Here is a 14419-nt window from a genome sequence, read left to right as displayed (position 1 = left end):
AAACGTTTTTCGTTATCAATGACTTTTCCAGATTATTTGGCACAGTTGTTTTCAATGTGAGAGCTGTTATTTTTAAAAACACGCTTCCTATTTTGAGATTGAGAGAGAGAGTCATGCGTTTGTCGTGATGAAACGACCGTGGCTTCATATGAGTTGAGATGAAAAAAACGGCAAAATCTGCTATAATGAAAACTATTATGACAAATCACATCGTACTTTTTGAACCACGTATCCATTTTAATACAGGCAATATTGCCCGTACCTGTGCGGCGACAAATACCCACCTCCATCTTATCCGCCCCTTTGGCTTTGAGATTACAGATAAAAACCTCAAGCGCGCAGGACTTGATTATTGGGATAAAGTCGACATTACTTACCACGACGATTTAGAGGCTTTTATGACTTATGTCAATGGTGATGAAAGGGCTAAATTGCACCTGATTACGAAATTCGCAGAACATGATTACTCTGAAAATGGGCTTTACACTGATGACGTCAATCACTATTTCCTTTTAGGGAGAGAAGATACCGGCTTACCAGAACCATTCATGCGTGAACACGCAGAAAAAGCCATGAGAATTCCCATGAATGATGAACACGTCAGAAGTCTCAATCTATCAAATGCCGCAGCTATCGTGATTTATGAGTGTCTGAGACAGCAACATTACCAAGGCTTGGAACTGGTGCACATTTATGAGAAAGACAAATTAAAATGAAGATTTATTTTGTACGCCATGGCAAAACACAATGGAATCAGGATCGCAGACTACAAGGGATGACTGGCGATTCCCCTTTGTTGCCTGAGGCTCTGGTTGAAATTGCAGCGCTTGGCGACTATTTGTCAGCGACTCAATTTGATGCTATCTTTTCAAGTCCCGCAAAACGTGCGATTGATACAGCAACGATTTTATCAGAGCATAATCATCAACCACGTGATATTGTCAAGAAAACCGAATTATTTGAATGGCATCTTGGTATTTTTGAGGGTATGCTGATTGAAGAAGCGCATCAAAAAGATCCAGAGAACATGGCAGCCTTTCGTCATCACCCTGAACAGTTTTGGGGCAATCCAATCGGTGCTGAAAATTTAGCAGATGTTTACCGTCGCTTTATCCGCTTTATGGATTGGCTGAGCAAGCAACATTATGAGAATGTTTTAGTTGTCAGCCATGGTGCTTTTTTGTCAAGCACGATTAAAATGCTGACAGGAACACCGATTGGCGAATTAAGACCGAGCGGTGTTGGCTTGGATAATAATACCCTATCCATTGTCGAATATGATGGTAATACTTATACCTTAACGCATTGGAACGAAAAACATGGCAGATAAACTCTATTTTACGGGAACGATTGAAGCGATTTTCTTTAGTAATCCGTCAAATTTTTATAAGGTTATTTTGCTAGATGTGACAGATACTAATGCAGATTTTTCCGATAGTGAAATCGTTGTCAATGGCATCATTGGAGATGTGGTTGAAGGAGATAGCTATAAGTTCTATGGAGAATTAACCAACCATCCTAAATATGGTGAGCAATTAAAAGTATCGACTTACGAGAAGGATGTCCCAACCTCTGGTGCTGGACTCGTTAAATACTTATCAAGTGAGCATTTTCCAGGGATTGGTCAGAAAACAGCAGAAAAAATTGTTGCTATATTTCCAGAAGATACAATTGATGGTATTTTAGATGAACCAGAACGCCTATCAGGCGTTTTAACAGATGTGAAATTGAAAGCATTCGTTAAACGTTTGTCTGAGAATCATGGTATGGAAAAAATTCTGTCCAAACTGGCTAAATATGAATTACCAAGTAAGCTTAATTTCCAGATTTATGAACTTTATAAAGAAGACACGCTAGAGGTTATTAAGAACAATCCTTATCAGCTTGTTTTCGACATCAAAGGCATTGGGTTTAAAAAAGCAGATAAAATAGCGGAAGAAGAAGGGATTTCAGCGACAAGTGATGCACGTATTCAGGCTGGCTTAATTCATACCGTGCTTACTAACTCACTTGAAATTGGTGATACTTATATTGAAGCGCGAGACCTCTTAGAAAAGACGATTGATTTATTAGAATCAGCGCGAAATGTTGAAATATTGCCAAATCAAGTGGTTGAAAATATTAATTTTCTGCTATCTGATGGTAAACTTCAAGCTAACGATACTAAAATCTTTGAGAACTCCCTTTACTTTGCGGAAGATGGCGTTCATCAAAGACTGAGTAAATTAGCCAATCGTATTGGTGAGACAGTTGACGTTGATAAGTTTGATACCCTTATCCAAGAAGTAGAAGCAGCGCTTGACATTCAGTATGATAGTTTGCAAAAGGATGCCATTTATAAGGCGCTGACGCATCAATTTTTCATTTTGACTGGTGGTCCGGGTACTGGTAAAACAACGGTTATTAAGGGCATTATACGCGCATACGCAGCTTTACACAAGGTAGATTTGAATCCAGACAATTATACGGATGATGTCTTTCCAATCGTTCAGGTTGCCCCAACCGGTCGGGCAGCACGTCGGATGAATGAATTGACTGGCCTGCCTGCAGCGACCATTCATCGCCAGTTGGGGCTGAACTCAGATGATTTAGAAGATGATTTTGGCAATGATTTATCTGGTAGTTTGTTAATCGTTGATGAATTTTCAATGGTTGATACTTGGTTAGCTAATAAATTATTTGCGTCTATTCCGCCTTCAATGACGGTTATTCTAGTTGGTGATGCTGACCAACTTCCATCTGTTGGTCCTGGTCAAGTTTTTGCAGATTTGTTGAAGATTCCTGATTTTGCCTCGGTGAAACTGGACAAAATTTTTAGACAGGGTGAAGGCTCGACCATTACCAATTTGGCACACGGCATCAAAGATGGTCAGCTCCCTCCTGATTTCACGGCTAAGAAGCCTGATCGTTCTTATATCGAGAGTAACGCGACTAATATTCCAAACTACATTGGGCAGATTGCTAGCGCTTGGCTGAAACGTGGCAATGATCCTTTTGATTTACAGGTGCTGATTCCCATGTACAAAGGCGTTGCGGGGATTAATCATGTCAATAAGGTCTTGCAAGATTTGTTTAATCCGCTAGAAGAACGCCTGGAATTTGCTTTTCAGGAGACCGTTTTTCGGCAAGGGGATAAGGTGCTGCATCTGGTCAATGAAGCAGCGCTAGATGTCTTTAACGGCGATATCGGTGAAATTACCGATCTTGTGCCTGCCAAGTACACCGAGTCCAAGCAGGACGAGATCGTCATGAGTTTTGATGGTAATGAGGTTATTTATCCGCGAGGCGAATGGTACAAGATTACGCTTGCCTACGCCATGTCCATCCATAAATCGCAGGGGAGCGAGTTTCCGAGCGTCATCGTGCCCATGGTGTCGAGTTATAGCCGTATGTTGGAGCGCAATCTCCTTTATACCGCCATTACGCGTGCCAAGCAGTCCTTGATTTTGCTTGGTGAAAGCAATAGTTTTCAGACTGCCGTCGCTCGACAAGGCGCCAATCGCAAGACCTATCTTGTCGAACGCTTTGGGGGGATTGAAAATGGCGTTCAGGCTAGTGAAAACGTTGAAAATTCAGAAATCGAAGGAGATATGGTCTCAGAAAATGTGACGCAGCCTGAAACTTATGTTTTGACAGAAGAAAATGTTATGACTATTGATCCAATGATTGGGTTGACGATAGATGATTTTGCGATATTTGCTAGCAAGTTGTCGTAAAATATTTTATGAAGATAATAAATTTAGCCCTAGGTTGTGATTAATCATGAAGAATGAGAAAAAAGGGTGGTTGTGAAAAAAGCCGAAAAAAGTCGGGAAATGGCGGAATAAGTGGGTTTATAGGTGGGAAATAAGCGGAAAAACGTGAAAAAAATTCTCAATTAGTGAAAAGAAAAAAGCGAGAAAATTCGCTTTTTTCTTTTGGGCTTTAAATGGCTCTTAAAAGCTCTTAAAATGCCTTTAAAAATTGGTTGCTTAAAAGGTTGTCTAGTAGTGTATTTAAAGGTTTTAAGAGGTTGTACGTGGTTTTTAAGAGAGGCTTTAAATGGTCGGGAGGGTTTGGCTTGTGTGTTGGGTGGTGGATTGGGCGCAATGGTTGTGAAATAGCTAGAAATGGTGGTATTAGTGGGTTTGTGTTTGATTTTGTGAAAATTTTAACTTATCTGTCTTAAAAATTTTAGCTTAAATGTTTTGAAAGACCTTTTAAAAGGCTTTAAATCAATGGTTTAGAGATTTTTTGAATAGATATATTTAACGAATAATGGATGTAGTGTCTAATATTTGAGCCATTAAGTGAGCTATTAAAAAAACATTGATTTCATGGGATTCTTGATTTTTTAATAGCTCATTATTTTAAAATTCCATAATGCTTTCACAAAGTCAATTTTTGTTATTTTATAAAAACTGACGGTATTTTTCCGTCTTGCGATTTTTAACCGTCAACTGGTTCAAATGAGTCAACAACTGAAAAGATTTTAATGTGAGATCCTTCGTCTGGTGGAAATGGAATGATGATGTCATCGTATTCTGGATTTAAAGAAACAAGGCGTAGTTGGTCGTCTTCGGTATAAAGTTTTTTGAAGTAACTTTTATCATCGTCGGCTATTACGCAAAGTTCACCGTTATAACTCGTTGTGCCAAGGTCACGTAATAACAACATTTGCCCTTTATGATATTCTGGCTCCATTGATTTACCTGTTACCATAGTAGCTAGGTCATAACATGGTAGGTCGTCACGATCAGTATAGACTATATAATTATCTTCATCATCGTAGCCATAGCCGAGACCAGCAGCTACTTGTGAATGTCCTATGACTTCGTGAAGCTTTTCAGGTTCTTCTATTTCATAAGCTGGAGCTTTTTCATGAATTTGAATAACTTTTTCTATATTCTGTTTCTCAAACAACTCTTTAGCATTATTTATTAAAAGTGTCTGATTAGATTTATCCAAGTTTTCAAAAATATTATCTAAAATCCGTTTTGTTTCTGAGACTGGTTCGTTTTTCTGTCTAAATGTAGAGTCTATATCAGATTTTTTTACGCCAAAATAATCAGCTATATTTTGAATAACACCATATGAAGGTGCGGTTCTTAGTTTCATGTATTCGGTCATAGCAGAAGATGAAACGCCTACTGCTTCAGCCAATTCTTTTTGAGTTATTCCTTTTTCTTTTCTATATTTTGTGATATTTTCAGCTATTATTTGCTTTCTTTTTTTACTTTCCATACTATAATTGTACCACATTTTTTATATAAAATAATGTTTTTTTACAGTTTTTTTGTATTTTTTGTTGACAATACAGAAAAAATGTATTATAATGGATATATAGGTTGAGGAGGTGATGAAATGAAACAACCTAAAATAAAGATTGATAAAATTGAAATCAAGATTTATGTCAATCAAAAAGAAAAACCCTCAAAAGAGGGCACGCTCAAAATCGCTATCGCAGTGATTGGAGCAATCGCACTGATTATCTCGGCTCTAATCGGATAATCAAAACGGAGTAAAGCACAGGGCAATGAGCCCTAGGCTTTACTTTAGTGTATCATAAAGAAAGGATTGAATCAATGAAAAAATTCAAGTTAGATCCTGAGTGGATTTTGGTAATCGGTATACTAATAGCAGGTGTTATAGCACTTGTAAAAACATTTTTCTTTTAAAGCAAACAAAGTCCGCTTAGGTGGACTATAATTTAAAACACTAAATACAGAAAAAATGTAAAGGAGAATATAGATATGATGTGGACGTTACGTGCTATGCGTGTGAACGTTGGATTAACTCAGAAAGAAATGGCTAAAGTATTGGGTGTTTCAGAAAATACAATTTCCAATCTTGAACGTGATAGCACGAATATTAGGAAGAAAAATTTTGAAAAATATGCAGATTTTTTCGGAGTTGCTGAAGATGATATTTTTTTAGGCAAGAAATACAGTTTTTCTGTAAATGAGCAACAAGCAAGTTAGGAGACAAGATGACGACAAAAAATTCAGAAGAGGTTAGTCATATACAGGAAGTCCATTCTGTTAAAGAAGTTACTGCGCTAGAGATTACGTTACGAATGGATAACGGACATGAAGAAATAAAGCAGTATTGGACTAAGCAAGGGGCTTTCATTGGTCAACACCGATTTAGTTCAGGACAAAAGAATTGGTAAGGGGATAGAAAATGAAACCAATGAAACTTACAAATGTGATGGAAGTGCTAGAAAGGCGCTTTAATGTTAAAAAAATGAAGTGAATTACGTAGCAATTGAAAAGTATATTTTAGGTTGCCGTGATAAGGGACAAACAGTTTTTCCAACAATTGGAGAGGTTTTGAATAATGTTGAGCTTGAAAAGATTGCAAGTTAGGAGGTGTTTCTATGTTCTTGACTATTAGAGAGTATAGTGAGCTTTCTGCTATACCAATAGCAACAGTAAAAAGATATTGTTTACAAGGTAAGATATTGGCAGAAAGCATGCTAAACGAAAAAGGTCGTCCGCAGTACATGATACCGCTTGAAAGTCTTTCGCAAGACCTTCAAGACAAATGGACGGCTATGCAGGCGGTTGAGACGGTGGAAATCAAAACGGGGCTTGAGTCATTGAGTGAAAGCGAGCGTGAACAGGTTGACGAGTGGCTCGCACTTTATGATGAGTTTCAGGTTTTCAAACGTGAAAGCGACTTGAAGAAAACCGAGGCTATGATTGAGTTTGGTGCTTTGCGTGACATTTCTAAAGGCACGCTTTATCGTCGTTTTAAGGCGGTTGAGTCTCGTGAGTATGCTGGTTTGGTTGATCGTCGTGGTAAGTTTAAGCGGCAACGTGTGAATCATGAGGTTGTTGAGCGTTTCTTTGATTTCTACTTGCACCAAAACAAGCGGACGATTGCGCAGTCGGCGAAGTTGGCTCGGCATTGGTGTGAGCAGAATCGTCCTGATTTGCTTGAGAACTTTCCGAGTATGTCAACCTTGAAACGTGAGGTAGATAAGTTGCCACCTGCGGCTGTGGTCTTGGCGCGTGAGGGTGAGAAGGCTTGTCGTGATTTGTTTGGGCTTTATGTGACACGTGTTTATGACAAGCTAGAGTCTAACGATGTTTGGGTTGGCGATACGCACACGCTTGATTTGATGGCGTTAAATGATGATGGCAAGACGGTTACACGGTTGTATTTGTCAGCTTGGCAAGATATGCGGAGCGGTGTTGTGGTCGGCTATCATATCGGAACGAGTTCAAGCTCTACTGTGACGATTAAGGCGTTTAGGAATGGTATTGAAAACTTTGGTATTCCTCGGGAGGTCTATGTGGATAATGGGCGTGAGTTCTTAAATATGTTTTTCGGTGGTCTTGGACATCGGCAGAAAAAATCGACAAAAGATGAGTTTACACCGCCACCGATTTTGAAACGTTTGGGGATAAACATGGTGAATGCGATTGTGCGAAATGCTCGGGCTAAACCTATTGAGCGTTGGTTCTTGAATGTTAAGGAAGGCATTTCTAAGCTGTACGAGAGCTATACAGGTGGGACGGTACTTGAAAAGCCTGAGCGTTTGAAAGGGGTTTTGAAGTCTAAGCAAGGGATCCCGACGATTGCTGAGGTACAAAGGCAGTTGGCTTTGCTGATTGAGTATGGCTTGAATTTAGAGGGTTATGGCGGCGCTGTTGTTCGCGATCAGCATAAGCGCAAGATTGATGTTTTCAATGAGAATATGAAGCGACAACGGATTGTACCAAGTAGCGATGAACTGAATTTGTTAATGATGAAAACGGTCAAGCCGCTTAAAGTTGGTCGGATTGGGATTAAGTCTAAACTGGGTACGCTTGAGCCTATGATTTTCTATGATGAGATGTTTGTCAGGGAGTATATCGGTCAAGAGGTCTATCTGCGCTATGATGAGGAAGATTTGAGCGAGGTTCGGGTTTATGATTTGGAAGATAGATTTATCTGTATCTTGAAAAATGATAATGCCTTGATTGCGGACTTTCGGACTGGTGCTGAGGAGATTAAAACGCTGCAGCGTGAAATTCGTAAGCGTGAGAAGTTCTATAAAGAGGAACTTGACAAGGTATTACCTAATAATCGGGCTGTGGCGCTTGATGTGGCTTTGGCTGAGGCGGAACGTCAAAAGGTTATCGGATTACCGAAAGTAGATGCTAAGGTGATTGAGCTAGTTCGGGCGCTTGAGAATCCGTTAGTGGAACAGCGCGCGATTGGGCAAGATTTTGAACAGTTGGACTTTGGGGCATTTGCGGATGCTTTGGAAAAGATGGAGGATGATTGATGGGTAAATATAACGCTGAGTTAATACAGCGCCTTGAAGAAAAGTTAAAAGCCGAAGGATTAAGTCAGGTCAAGGGTGCTAAGTTGATTGGCATTTCTGACGGGGCTTTGAGTCAGTACCGCCGTGAAAAGTATTCTGGGGATATTCTGGCGATTGAGGCTAAGATTGAAGTTTGGCTTGGTTTGGCTGAGGAGCAGTCGGCGATTGAGTTAAGCAATGCGGCGTACAAGGTGGTCAATGCCTATGTAGCTACTGAAATATCTAGCAATGTTTACAATATGTTGCGGATGTGCCACCAGACCAAAGGCATTATGATGGCTTATGGTGATGCGGGGATTGGTAAGACTTCGGCTGCTGTCAGGTATTATCGGGAGAATCCTAACAATGTGATTTACCTGAATGTGTCACCATCTAGCTCAACTTTGCGAGGGTTTCTGACCTTGCTTGCGCAACAGTTACGGGTGCCTGCTCACAGGAATACGCAGATGATTTCGCAAGATATATCGGATAAGCTCAAGGGTGCTGGCAAGCTGATTATCATTGACGAGGCGCAACATCTGCATAGTAACACGTTGGAAGAAATTCGGAGTTTTGCGGAGCCTGATGTCTTATCTGGTATGAGTGAGGTGGGGATTGTCTTCATCGGTAACGACATTGTGCATAACAAGCTGATTGGTAAGCAACAGGCTGAGTTTGCGCAGTTGTTTAGTCGGATTAAGATGCGCAGGCGTTTTGAGACAAAGCATATCAGTAAAGATGATATCAAAAAAATGTTTCCACTTCTAGCTGAAAAAGGGGCAAATAAAGAGCTTGATTTTCTGCTCAGCATTGCGCAGAGTACGCGCGGTTTGCGAACGGCTGTGAACGTTTATAATAACGCGGTGGCTATGAGAGATGTGAGTTATCAATCGCTTTATGCCATGTATCGGAATATGGAGAACTAGCGATGTTTAAACTATTTGACGATAGGCGAGCTAAGGAAATGATTGAGCTGAAAAACGAAATTGCTCGCTTAAAAATGCAAAGTCAAGAAAACTGGAGTTTGAAAGTAAGGCTTGCCAATGCGTTAAATGAGATTAGTCGGCTGGGTGGCGATACTAGCGAATTTCGGCAGGGTTTAGATGTGTCTGAGCCAGTTGTCTCACTTGCCGAATATGCGAGTGATTGGCACGTGGCATCGGAGCAGGATAGCTCTGCTGTGGTTTGTCTTTCTAAAGTGACGAACTTTGATGAGATTAACTCCTATTTAGCGAGTGAGGGAGTACAGCTTAGTTTAGAGCAAGCGATTGGATAGATGGTAATGTGTGATGAAAATAACATTAGAGGCAACGCAATATGAAAATCAGCGTATTGCTATCTATGCGAGATACGGGACAGATGCTGAAGTTGGCGCTGGTGGTCGAGTAGATCAATTATACAATCAGGATCCAGCGACTATTTCAAAATCTGCGAACTATCTGATGGTGACAGAGCTTGACATATTGATGGCGATTGAGAATGTGGATCGAGTGATTTCGGTTGACGATAATAATAATATTGAGTGGAGAATAGAAAATGACAACTTTACAAAAACGAATGACTAAAAACGGTGGCTTGACTTTGCCACGTGCTTTGCGACATGATTTGAATTTGCCTGCTAAGGCTGCGGTTGATATTGAGGTCAATGAGGACAACAGTGTGACAATTCGCAAGCATGTGCCGACTTGTTTCTTTACTGGTTCGGCTGAGGATGTCATTACTTACAAAGGGTTTGAGGTGTCTCGTTCTGAGGTGCTGGCGATGGCTAAGGAAGCTGGGGTGGTCAAATGATTGAGTTTACGGCAGTAGAAATTAGTCAAAAGGTTGCCCGTCTGAAGGCAGTGACGGACGAGATGGCTGAGTTGAAAGCTGAATCTGAAAAGCTGAAGGTTTGGTTTGAGGAGTTAGCTGAGGTTGAGCTTGCCAATAGTAAGTTTAAGACGGCTCGCTATCTGGCTGATGATATTAAGGTCACAGTGACGAATGCTGAAACGCCTAAGATTTTGGCGGATAAGGTCATCATGAAATTGTTGGGCGAAACGCCTGATAAGTATGCGACATCAGAAATGAGTTACAGCTATAAAAAGCCTCTTAAAGACCTCTTAGTGGCTGTTGTGAAAAATAGTTTTGTCAAGCAATCTGAAAGCTCTATTATTGCTGGTTTGAGTGATGATGGCACGACGCGTAGCTTGCTTGGTAAGAAATTACGGGGCAATTTTGAAAAGGATAAGCAGGTTTTGATGGCTGTGTTGGGCATGTCGGATAGTGAAGCGAGTGATACGGCTTACTTATTTGAGGAGGCGCATAACTACAAGATATTTAATGCGTTTCTGGCTGATGTGGGATTTGATGGCGACTTTGATGACCTTGTCGAGCGGTTGAAAGCTGCGGTCATTGTGGAAGATAAGTTGAAAGTTAGTGTTGAGTAACTGATTGAGGAGGTTCTGATGGGAAATTTTAAGACAAGTGGTGTGGTGCAGGCGTGGCAGATGCGCAAGATATATGCGATTGCGAATCATATTGGGATTGTGGATGGTGGCGCTGAACAGGATCAGCTGCACGCTATGATTGATAATTTGTTTCAGAAAAAATCGGTCAAGCAGTTGTCTTATCTCGAGGCAAGTAAGCTCATCACACAGCTTGAAAGATTGCAGTCGGAACCTTCACAGAAAAAGGTCACTAGCGCCCAACAAAAGAAAATGTGGGCATTGATGTATCAGCTACAATCTTTAGATGTTGAGCCGAGTCGCTCGTCACTTGGTGAGCGATTGGCTGGGATTGCCAGAAAACTTGATATTAAGGTGCATGTCGTGAATGGCAAGGCGGTTGCGCAATGGTTGACACCTGCTGAGGCTAGTCGGCTTATCACGCGGCTAGAGTTCATTATCAAAAATGAGGAAAAGAAACGGGGTGTTGCCAGTGGATGAAACTTCTGAGTACTTTGTCGACAAGTTGGGGCTTGATGTCTATCGTGAGTTATTGGTTGATTTCGGTGGCAGTTCGGTCTATTTTCCAAAACTGGAGAGCTTTGAGCGAGAAAAACGTAATGAAAAGATTTTCAGTGAGTTTGATGGTAGCAACTATCGGTTACTGGCACAAAGATATGGGCTGAGTGAGAGCTATGTGCGGGCGCTGATTAGTGAACAGTATGGTCGGCTATCGGGTAATTTAGCTGATGGGCAAATGACGATATTTGATTTTTTAGAGGATGGTAAGGAGAGTTGACAATGGCGATGATGTTTGATGAAGTCGTTGAGGTTATGGGAATGCGCAAGCCTGTGATGTATAAGTTGCCTGACGGTGGCGAGTGTGATGCTATTTGGCTAGTGCGACAGCTCGAAGAGCGTTACGAGAAGGTGTTTGTGCCTAAAATGGTCATTGATTGGGATAAAACCTTGGCAGAGGCTGGCGAAGATGGGCTTACCTATGCAGGCTATATTGATGCCTTGCTTGGGGTAGCAGATGAAGATGATTTGTTTTATGGCGGTCTTGAATATCCTGAGGGCTATCTCGAATGGATTCATGGCAATGGTAATGCTGTTGATAGTACGTTAAATAAGATTAAGGTAATCAATGGGCATGTGCTGGGCTTTACGGATGTTGACCCGAAACAGCTGAAACTTTTTTGAGGGGATGAAAATGAGAACTAAAGTAACTATTAATGAAATTAAAGAATTGCTTGCGAAGTCTGAGGTTGAGGTAAAGACGGTTTTTGAAAAAGTGACAGTTGTGACTTGTAAGCTACCGAATGGATTTGTCATTGTGGAGTCTAGTGGAGCGGTTGATAAAGCTAATTATGATGTTGAGATTGGTAAAGCTGCTTGTCTGGAGCGGATTGAAAATAAGCTGTGGGAGTTGGAAGGTTATGCCTTGGCTAGAGAGAGGTATGAAAATAATGAACTGTTTAAAAAACTTTCTCAGCGAAACAAGGAACTGACCAAACGCCTTGAGAAAAAAGGTGTTATAAAAAAGCCACACAGTGAAGGTGTGACTGGTGATAAGGTGCGTTATGGTGGTCTTGGTCATCGGGAGATGGAGCGATTGCGTGAAAAGCGTAAGAATGCTAAGCCATACAATGTTGAGGAAGTCAAAAAGGTTCAAAAGTCAATTCTTGAAGGAGTATTGAAACGTCATACTGATATAACCCTTGAATGATCTCTATTGTTGAATCGTATAAAGCATAGGAAGTGATACTGGATTGGCATATCTCAGATAAGGCTAGTAAAAATTTTGCATAGATTAGCGATTTTACCTGAGATTTTTGATTTGTTACAAGTTGTTGAAATTCATTTAGTGAAACATCTGGGTCATTGGAAGGTTGTATTTTGCATAAATCTGAAATAAAATTAGCAAATTCTTTATTGTGTTTTTTGATATAAGAATCATTTGCTTTGGGAAAATGTAGAATTTTATGAGCAGTATCAAGTTCTTCGCCTGTAAGTGATATGTTTAAAGAAGTTGCTTCGTGGCATAAAGCAGCAATGAGTAATGAAATTGGTATTTCTTCCATGGTATTCCTCCTCGACTAAATTGGGGTATGAGTTAATTATAGAACAGGGAGTATAAATGGGCAAGACAAAATCGAAGATTAAGAAGAAAAAACGTCGGATGTTAGTTAGGGCTATTGAAAATGATACGGTTAATCCACACAAAGTTGGAGTTAGTGATCGTTGTCCTGAGTGCAATGTTTTGAAAGTTAAGTGTCGGGCAATCTGGATTGAACAGAGAAAATGTTGCCCCGATTGTAGGTGCTAAGTATGACTGATTGGGAATATAAAGATAACGTATTAAAGGCGCTCATTGTGCTAAAGGATGCTTATTATGCCAATCCTGACTTAAGCAAAAGTTGCAATATCTGGATGACTGAAAGCACTAAGAACGGTAAAGATTTTTTAGAGTTTACATTTGAGGAGCGATAAGATGAGATTTAAAGCTGATTATTTTTACAAGGTATTACCTATGTCATTGATACTGGTGATGTATATTGTATTTGCTTTGTTCACTAGTGATACAAATAACAAAATCGAAAAGCAACAGTCTAAGATTGAAGCGGTGCAGGTTAAGCAAGATGAACTGTTGAAACGTTTGGACGATTTAGAGAAATCGGGTCAAACAAAGGATAAAGAGCTTGAAAATGGGCTTAGGAATAATTATCAGGGCTTGATGTTGCTAATTGAGGATTTACAAAGAAAATTGAATTAGAGGGAGCTGCGGACTTGGTGGCGACTGATATGCCTGACACTGGAGAACAGGCTAACGCTACGCAGACCTCTATTGCTGAGGGTGGTGATATTGCAACACATAATGGGTACACGGTGAATAGTAAGAAAGAGGCTATCGCTATGAGCGAAAGCGGTGGTGACTATACCGCACGAAATGGTCGCTACTATGGTCGTTATCAGCTAGACGAGAGCTATCTTGGTGGAGATTTAAGCCCAGAAAATCAGGAGCGGGTCTTTGAGCAGTATTGCTTGGAACGCTACGGTGGTATTGATGGAGCTTGGCAGCATTGGCTTGATTTTGGTTGGTACTGATGAAGTAGGAGGTTCAAATGGCGAATATCATAATTTTAGGACATAAAAGCGATTATTCAAAAAGTCGTGGTGTCGGTGAAACGAAAGTGCGAGATTTTTTCTTTAGTGATAATCAGGTAAAGCAAATGATTGAGGAAGCGATTGCTTTGTATATCAGAAATGAGTGGCATGTTTGTCGTCGTGTTCTGACAAATGAAGATGTTGAGTTCTCTAAAGAGAGCGCTAAAAAATTTGTTCGGGAGTATGTGAAATGAAGAAAAAGACGAAAAAGGAAGTGATGGATATTATCGTAGTCAAGGTGCATGATGGTGATCTGACACTTGCTTTTATTGAAAAACAGCTTAATAAACTACCGATTATGAAACCAATCAAGATGCCTAAGCTAGTATTTGATTGGTTTGAAGAAACTAAAGAAAAATATTCAGGACATTCAGCTTTATATTTTGTAATGTGGAATAATGAGAATTTGATGATGTGTGGTACAAATTTCCTGAAGGGTGATGAGTTAGAAATTAAGGAGTGGATTAATGCGCATGAGGATATGTTTGTACTTGCGTGGCTATATCCTGAATTGATTGAAGTCACTAAGTGATGCACGTGCTGGCGAATT

At 40.3% G+C, this 14419-nt stretch carries 23 protein-coding genes and 1 pseudogene; 22 read left to right on the top strand and 2 right to left on the bottom strand.

Features of this window, described 5'->3' with window-relative positions:
• The first annotated feature begins 185 nt into the window (after positions 1 to 185).
• The 4 genes from ACYQ21_RS05970 (at position 186) to ACYQ21_RS05955 (ending at position 4168) form a co-directional block, all read left to right on the top strand.
• Positions 186 to 716 (top strand): tRNA (cytidine(34)-2'-O)-methyltransferase, encoded by a 531-nt coding sequence (locus ACYQ21_RS05970; RefSeq protein WP_460056374.1) that lies wholly within the window; start codon positions 186 to 188, stop codon positions 714 to 716.
• Positions 713 to 1330, top strand: coding sequence for a histidine phosphatase family protein (locus ACYQ21_RS05965; RefSeq protein WP_460056371.1), 618 nt, complete (start codon positions 713 to 715; stop codon positions 1328 to 1330). Before ACYQ21_RS05970 ends, ACYQ21_RS05965 begins: the two co-directional genes overlap by 4 nt.
• Entirely contained in the window at positions 1320 to 3716 is a 2397-nt protein-coding gene (recD2, locus tag ACYQ21_RS05960; protein ID WP_460056368.1) for an SF1B family DNA helicase RecD2, read from the top strand. Before ACYQ21_RS05965 ends, recD2 begins: the two co-directional genes overlap by 11 nt.
• 302 nt (positions 3717 to 4018) lie before the next feature.
• Positions 4019 to 4168, top strand: a complete 150-nt coding sequence (locus ACYQ21_RS05955) for a hypothetical protein (RefSeq protein WP_460056366.1) — start codon at positions 4019 to 4021, stop codon at positions 4166 to 4168.
• Positions 4169 to 4428: 260 nt separating this feature from the next.
• On the opposite strand, the gene ACYQ21_RS05950 is transcribed toward ACYQ21_RS05955, so the two are convergent.
• Complete coding sequence (locus ACYQ21_RS05950; protein WP_460056364.1) at positions 4429 to 5223, bottom strand: helix-turn-helix domain-containing protein; 795 nt, start codon at positions 5221 to 5223, stop codon at positions 4429 to 4431.
• A gap of 120 nt (positions 5224 to 5343) precedes the next feature.
• Between ACYQ21_RS05950 and ACYQ21_RS05945 the strand changes: the two genes are divergently transcribed.
• The 13 genes from ACYQ21_RS05945 to ACYQ21_RS05885 all read left to right on the top strand — a co-directional run bounded on the left by ACYQ21_RS05945 (position 5344) and on the right by ACYQ21_RS05885 (position 12430).
• The gene (locus ACYQ21_RS05945) at positions 5344 to 5490 is read left to right on the top strand and encodes a hypothetical protein (protein ID WP_460056362.1); all 147 of its coding nucleotides are present in this window, start codon (positions 5344 to 5346) and stop codon (positions 5488 to 5490) included.
• 242 nt (positions 5491 to 5732) lie between these two features.
• Entirely contained in the window at positions 5733 to 5960 is a 228-nt protein-coding gene (locus ACYQ21_RS05940) for a helix-turn-helix transcriptional regulator (protein WP_460056360.1), read from the top strand.
• Positions 5961 to 5968: 8 nt separating this feature from the next.
• Entirely contained in the window at positions 5969 to 6151 is a 183-nt protein-coding gene (locus tag ACYQ21_RS05935) for a hypothetical protein (protein ID WP_460056358.1), read from the top strand.
• Positions 6152 to 6358: 207 nt separating this feature from the next.
• Positions 6359 to 8257: a Mu transposase C-terminal domain-containing protein gene (locus ACYQ21_RS05930; RefSeq protein ID WP_460056356.1), complete on the top strand. Its 1899-nt coding sequence runs from the start codon at positions 6359 to 6361 to the stop codon at positions 8255 to 8257.
• On the top strand, positions 8257 to 9201 hold the full coding sequence (locus tag ACYQ21_RS05925) for an AAA family ATPase (protein WP_460056354.1): 945 nt from the start codon (positions 8257 to 8259) through the stop codon (positions 9199 to 9201). Before ACYQ21_RS05930 ends, ACYQ21_RS05925 begins: the two co-directional genes overlap by 1 nt.
• A 2-nt stretch (positions 9202 to 9203) precedes the next feature.
• On the top strand, positions 9204 to 9551 hold the full coding sequence (locus ACYQ21_RS05920; protein WP_460056352.1) for a hypothetical protein: 348 nt from the start codon (positions 9204 to 9206) through the stop codon (positions 9549 to 9551).
• Positions 9552 to 9564: 13 nt separating this feature from the next.
• Entirely contained in the window at positions 9565 to 9840 is a 276-nt protein-coding gene (locus ACYQ21_RS05915; RefSeq protein WP_460056351.1) for a hypothetical protein, read from the top strand.
• Entirely contained in the window at positions 9812 to 10066 is a 255-nt protein-coding gene (locus tag ACYQ21_RS05910) for a hypothetical protein (RefSeq protein ID WP_460056349.1), read from the top strand. The genes ACYQ21_RS05915 and ACYQ21_RS05910 overlap by 29 nt, the downstream gene beginning before the upstream one ends.
• Entirely contained in the window at positions 10063 to 10704 is a 642-nt protein-coding gene (locus ACYQ21_RS05905) for a hypothetical protein (protein ID WP_460056346.1), read from the top strand. The genes ACYQ21_RS05910 and ACYQ21_RS05905 overlap by 4 nt, the downstream gene beginning before the upstream one ends.
• Positions 10705 to 10722: 18 nt before the next feature.
• Positions 10723 to 11202 (top strand): phage protein GemA/Gp16 family protein, encoded by a 480-nt coding sequence (locus ACYQ21_RS05900; protein WP_460056344.1) that lies wholly within the window; start codon positions 10723 to 10725, stop codon positions 11200 to 11202.
• Positions 11168 to 11500: a Mor transcription activator family protein gene (locus ACYQ21_RS05895; protein ID WP_460056342.1), complete on the top strand. Its 333-nt coding sequence runs from the start codon at positions 11168 to 11170 to the stop codon at positions 11498 to 11500. The genes ACYQ21_RS05900 and ACYQ21_RS05895 overlap by 35 nt, the downstream gene beginning before the upstream one ends.
• Before the next feature lie 2 nt (positions 11501 to 11502).
• Positions 11503 to 11904 (top strand): hypothetical protein, encoded by a 402-nt coding sequence (locus tag ACYQ21_RS05890; protein WP_460056341.1) that lies wholly within the window; start codon positions 11503 to 11505, stop codon positions 11902 to 11904.
• Between the two features lie 10 nt (positions 11905 to 11914).
• Positions 11915 to 12430: a Gp49 family protein gene (locus ACYQ21_RS05885; protein WP_460056338.1), complete on the top strand. Its 516-nt coding sequence runs from the start codon at positions 11915 to 11917 to the stop codon at positions 12428 to 12430.
• Here the strand turns inward: ACYQ21_RS05885 and ACYQ21_RS05880 are convergent.
• Positions 12363 to 12785 carry a hypothetical protein gene (locus tag ACYQ21_RS05880; RefSeq protein ID WP_460056335.1) on the bottom strand — a complete coding sequence of 141 codons (423 nt, stop codon included), beginning with the start codon at positions 12783 to 12785 and terminating at the stop codon, positions 12363 to 12365. The genes ACYQ21_RS05885 and ACYQ21_RS05880 overlap by 68 nt on opposite strands.
• 247 nt (positions 12786 to 13032) lie before the next feature.
• Between ACYQ21_RS05880 and ACYQ21_RS05875 the strand changes: the two genes are divergently transcribed.
• From ACYQ21_RS05875 to ACYQ21_RS05855, 5 genes and pseudogenes are all read left to right on the top strand, one after another.
• A complete protein-coding gene (locus tag ACYQ21_RS05875; RefSeq protein WP_460056332.1) occupies positions 13033 to 13194 on the top strand; it encodes a hypothetical protein in 162 nt (53 codons plus the stop codon).
• A gap of 1 nt (position 13195) precedes the next feature.
• Positions 13196 to 13477 carry a hypothetical protein gene (locus ACYQ21_RS05870; protein WP_460056330.1) on the top strand — a complete coding sequence of 94 codons (282 nt, stop codon included), beginning with the start codon at positions 13196 to 13198 and terminating at the stop codon, positions 13475 to 13477.
• 110 nt (positions 13478 to 13587) lie between these two features.
• Positions 13588 to 13809, top strand: a pseudogene (locus ACYQ21_RS05865) (aggregation-promoting factor C-terminal-like domain-containing protein); the annotation flags it as partial.
• Positions 13810 to 13826: 17 nt separating this feature from the next.
• Positions 13827 to 14063, top strand: a complete 237-nt coding sequence (locus ACYQ21_RS05860; RefSeq protein ID WP_460056328.1) for a hypothetical protein — start codon at positions 13827 to 13829, stop codon at positions 14061 to 14063.
• Positions 14060 to 14401 carry a hypothetical protein gene (locus ACYQ21_RS05855; RefSeq protein WP_460056325.1) on the top strand — a complete coding sequence of 114 codons (342 nt, stop codon included), beginning with the start codon at positions 14060 to 14062 and terminating at the stop codon, positions 14399 to 14401. The genes ACYQ21_RS05860 and ACYQ21_RS05855 overlap by 4 nt, the downstream gene beginning before the upstream one ends.
• Positions 14402 to 14419 lie beyond the last annotated feature (18 nt).

The organism is Pseudolactococcus yaeyamensis (genome assembly GCF_054658615.1).
The sequence above is the reverse complement of the archived record's forward strand: the minus strand, read 5'-3'. Positions and strand labels throughout refer to the sequence as shown.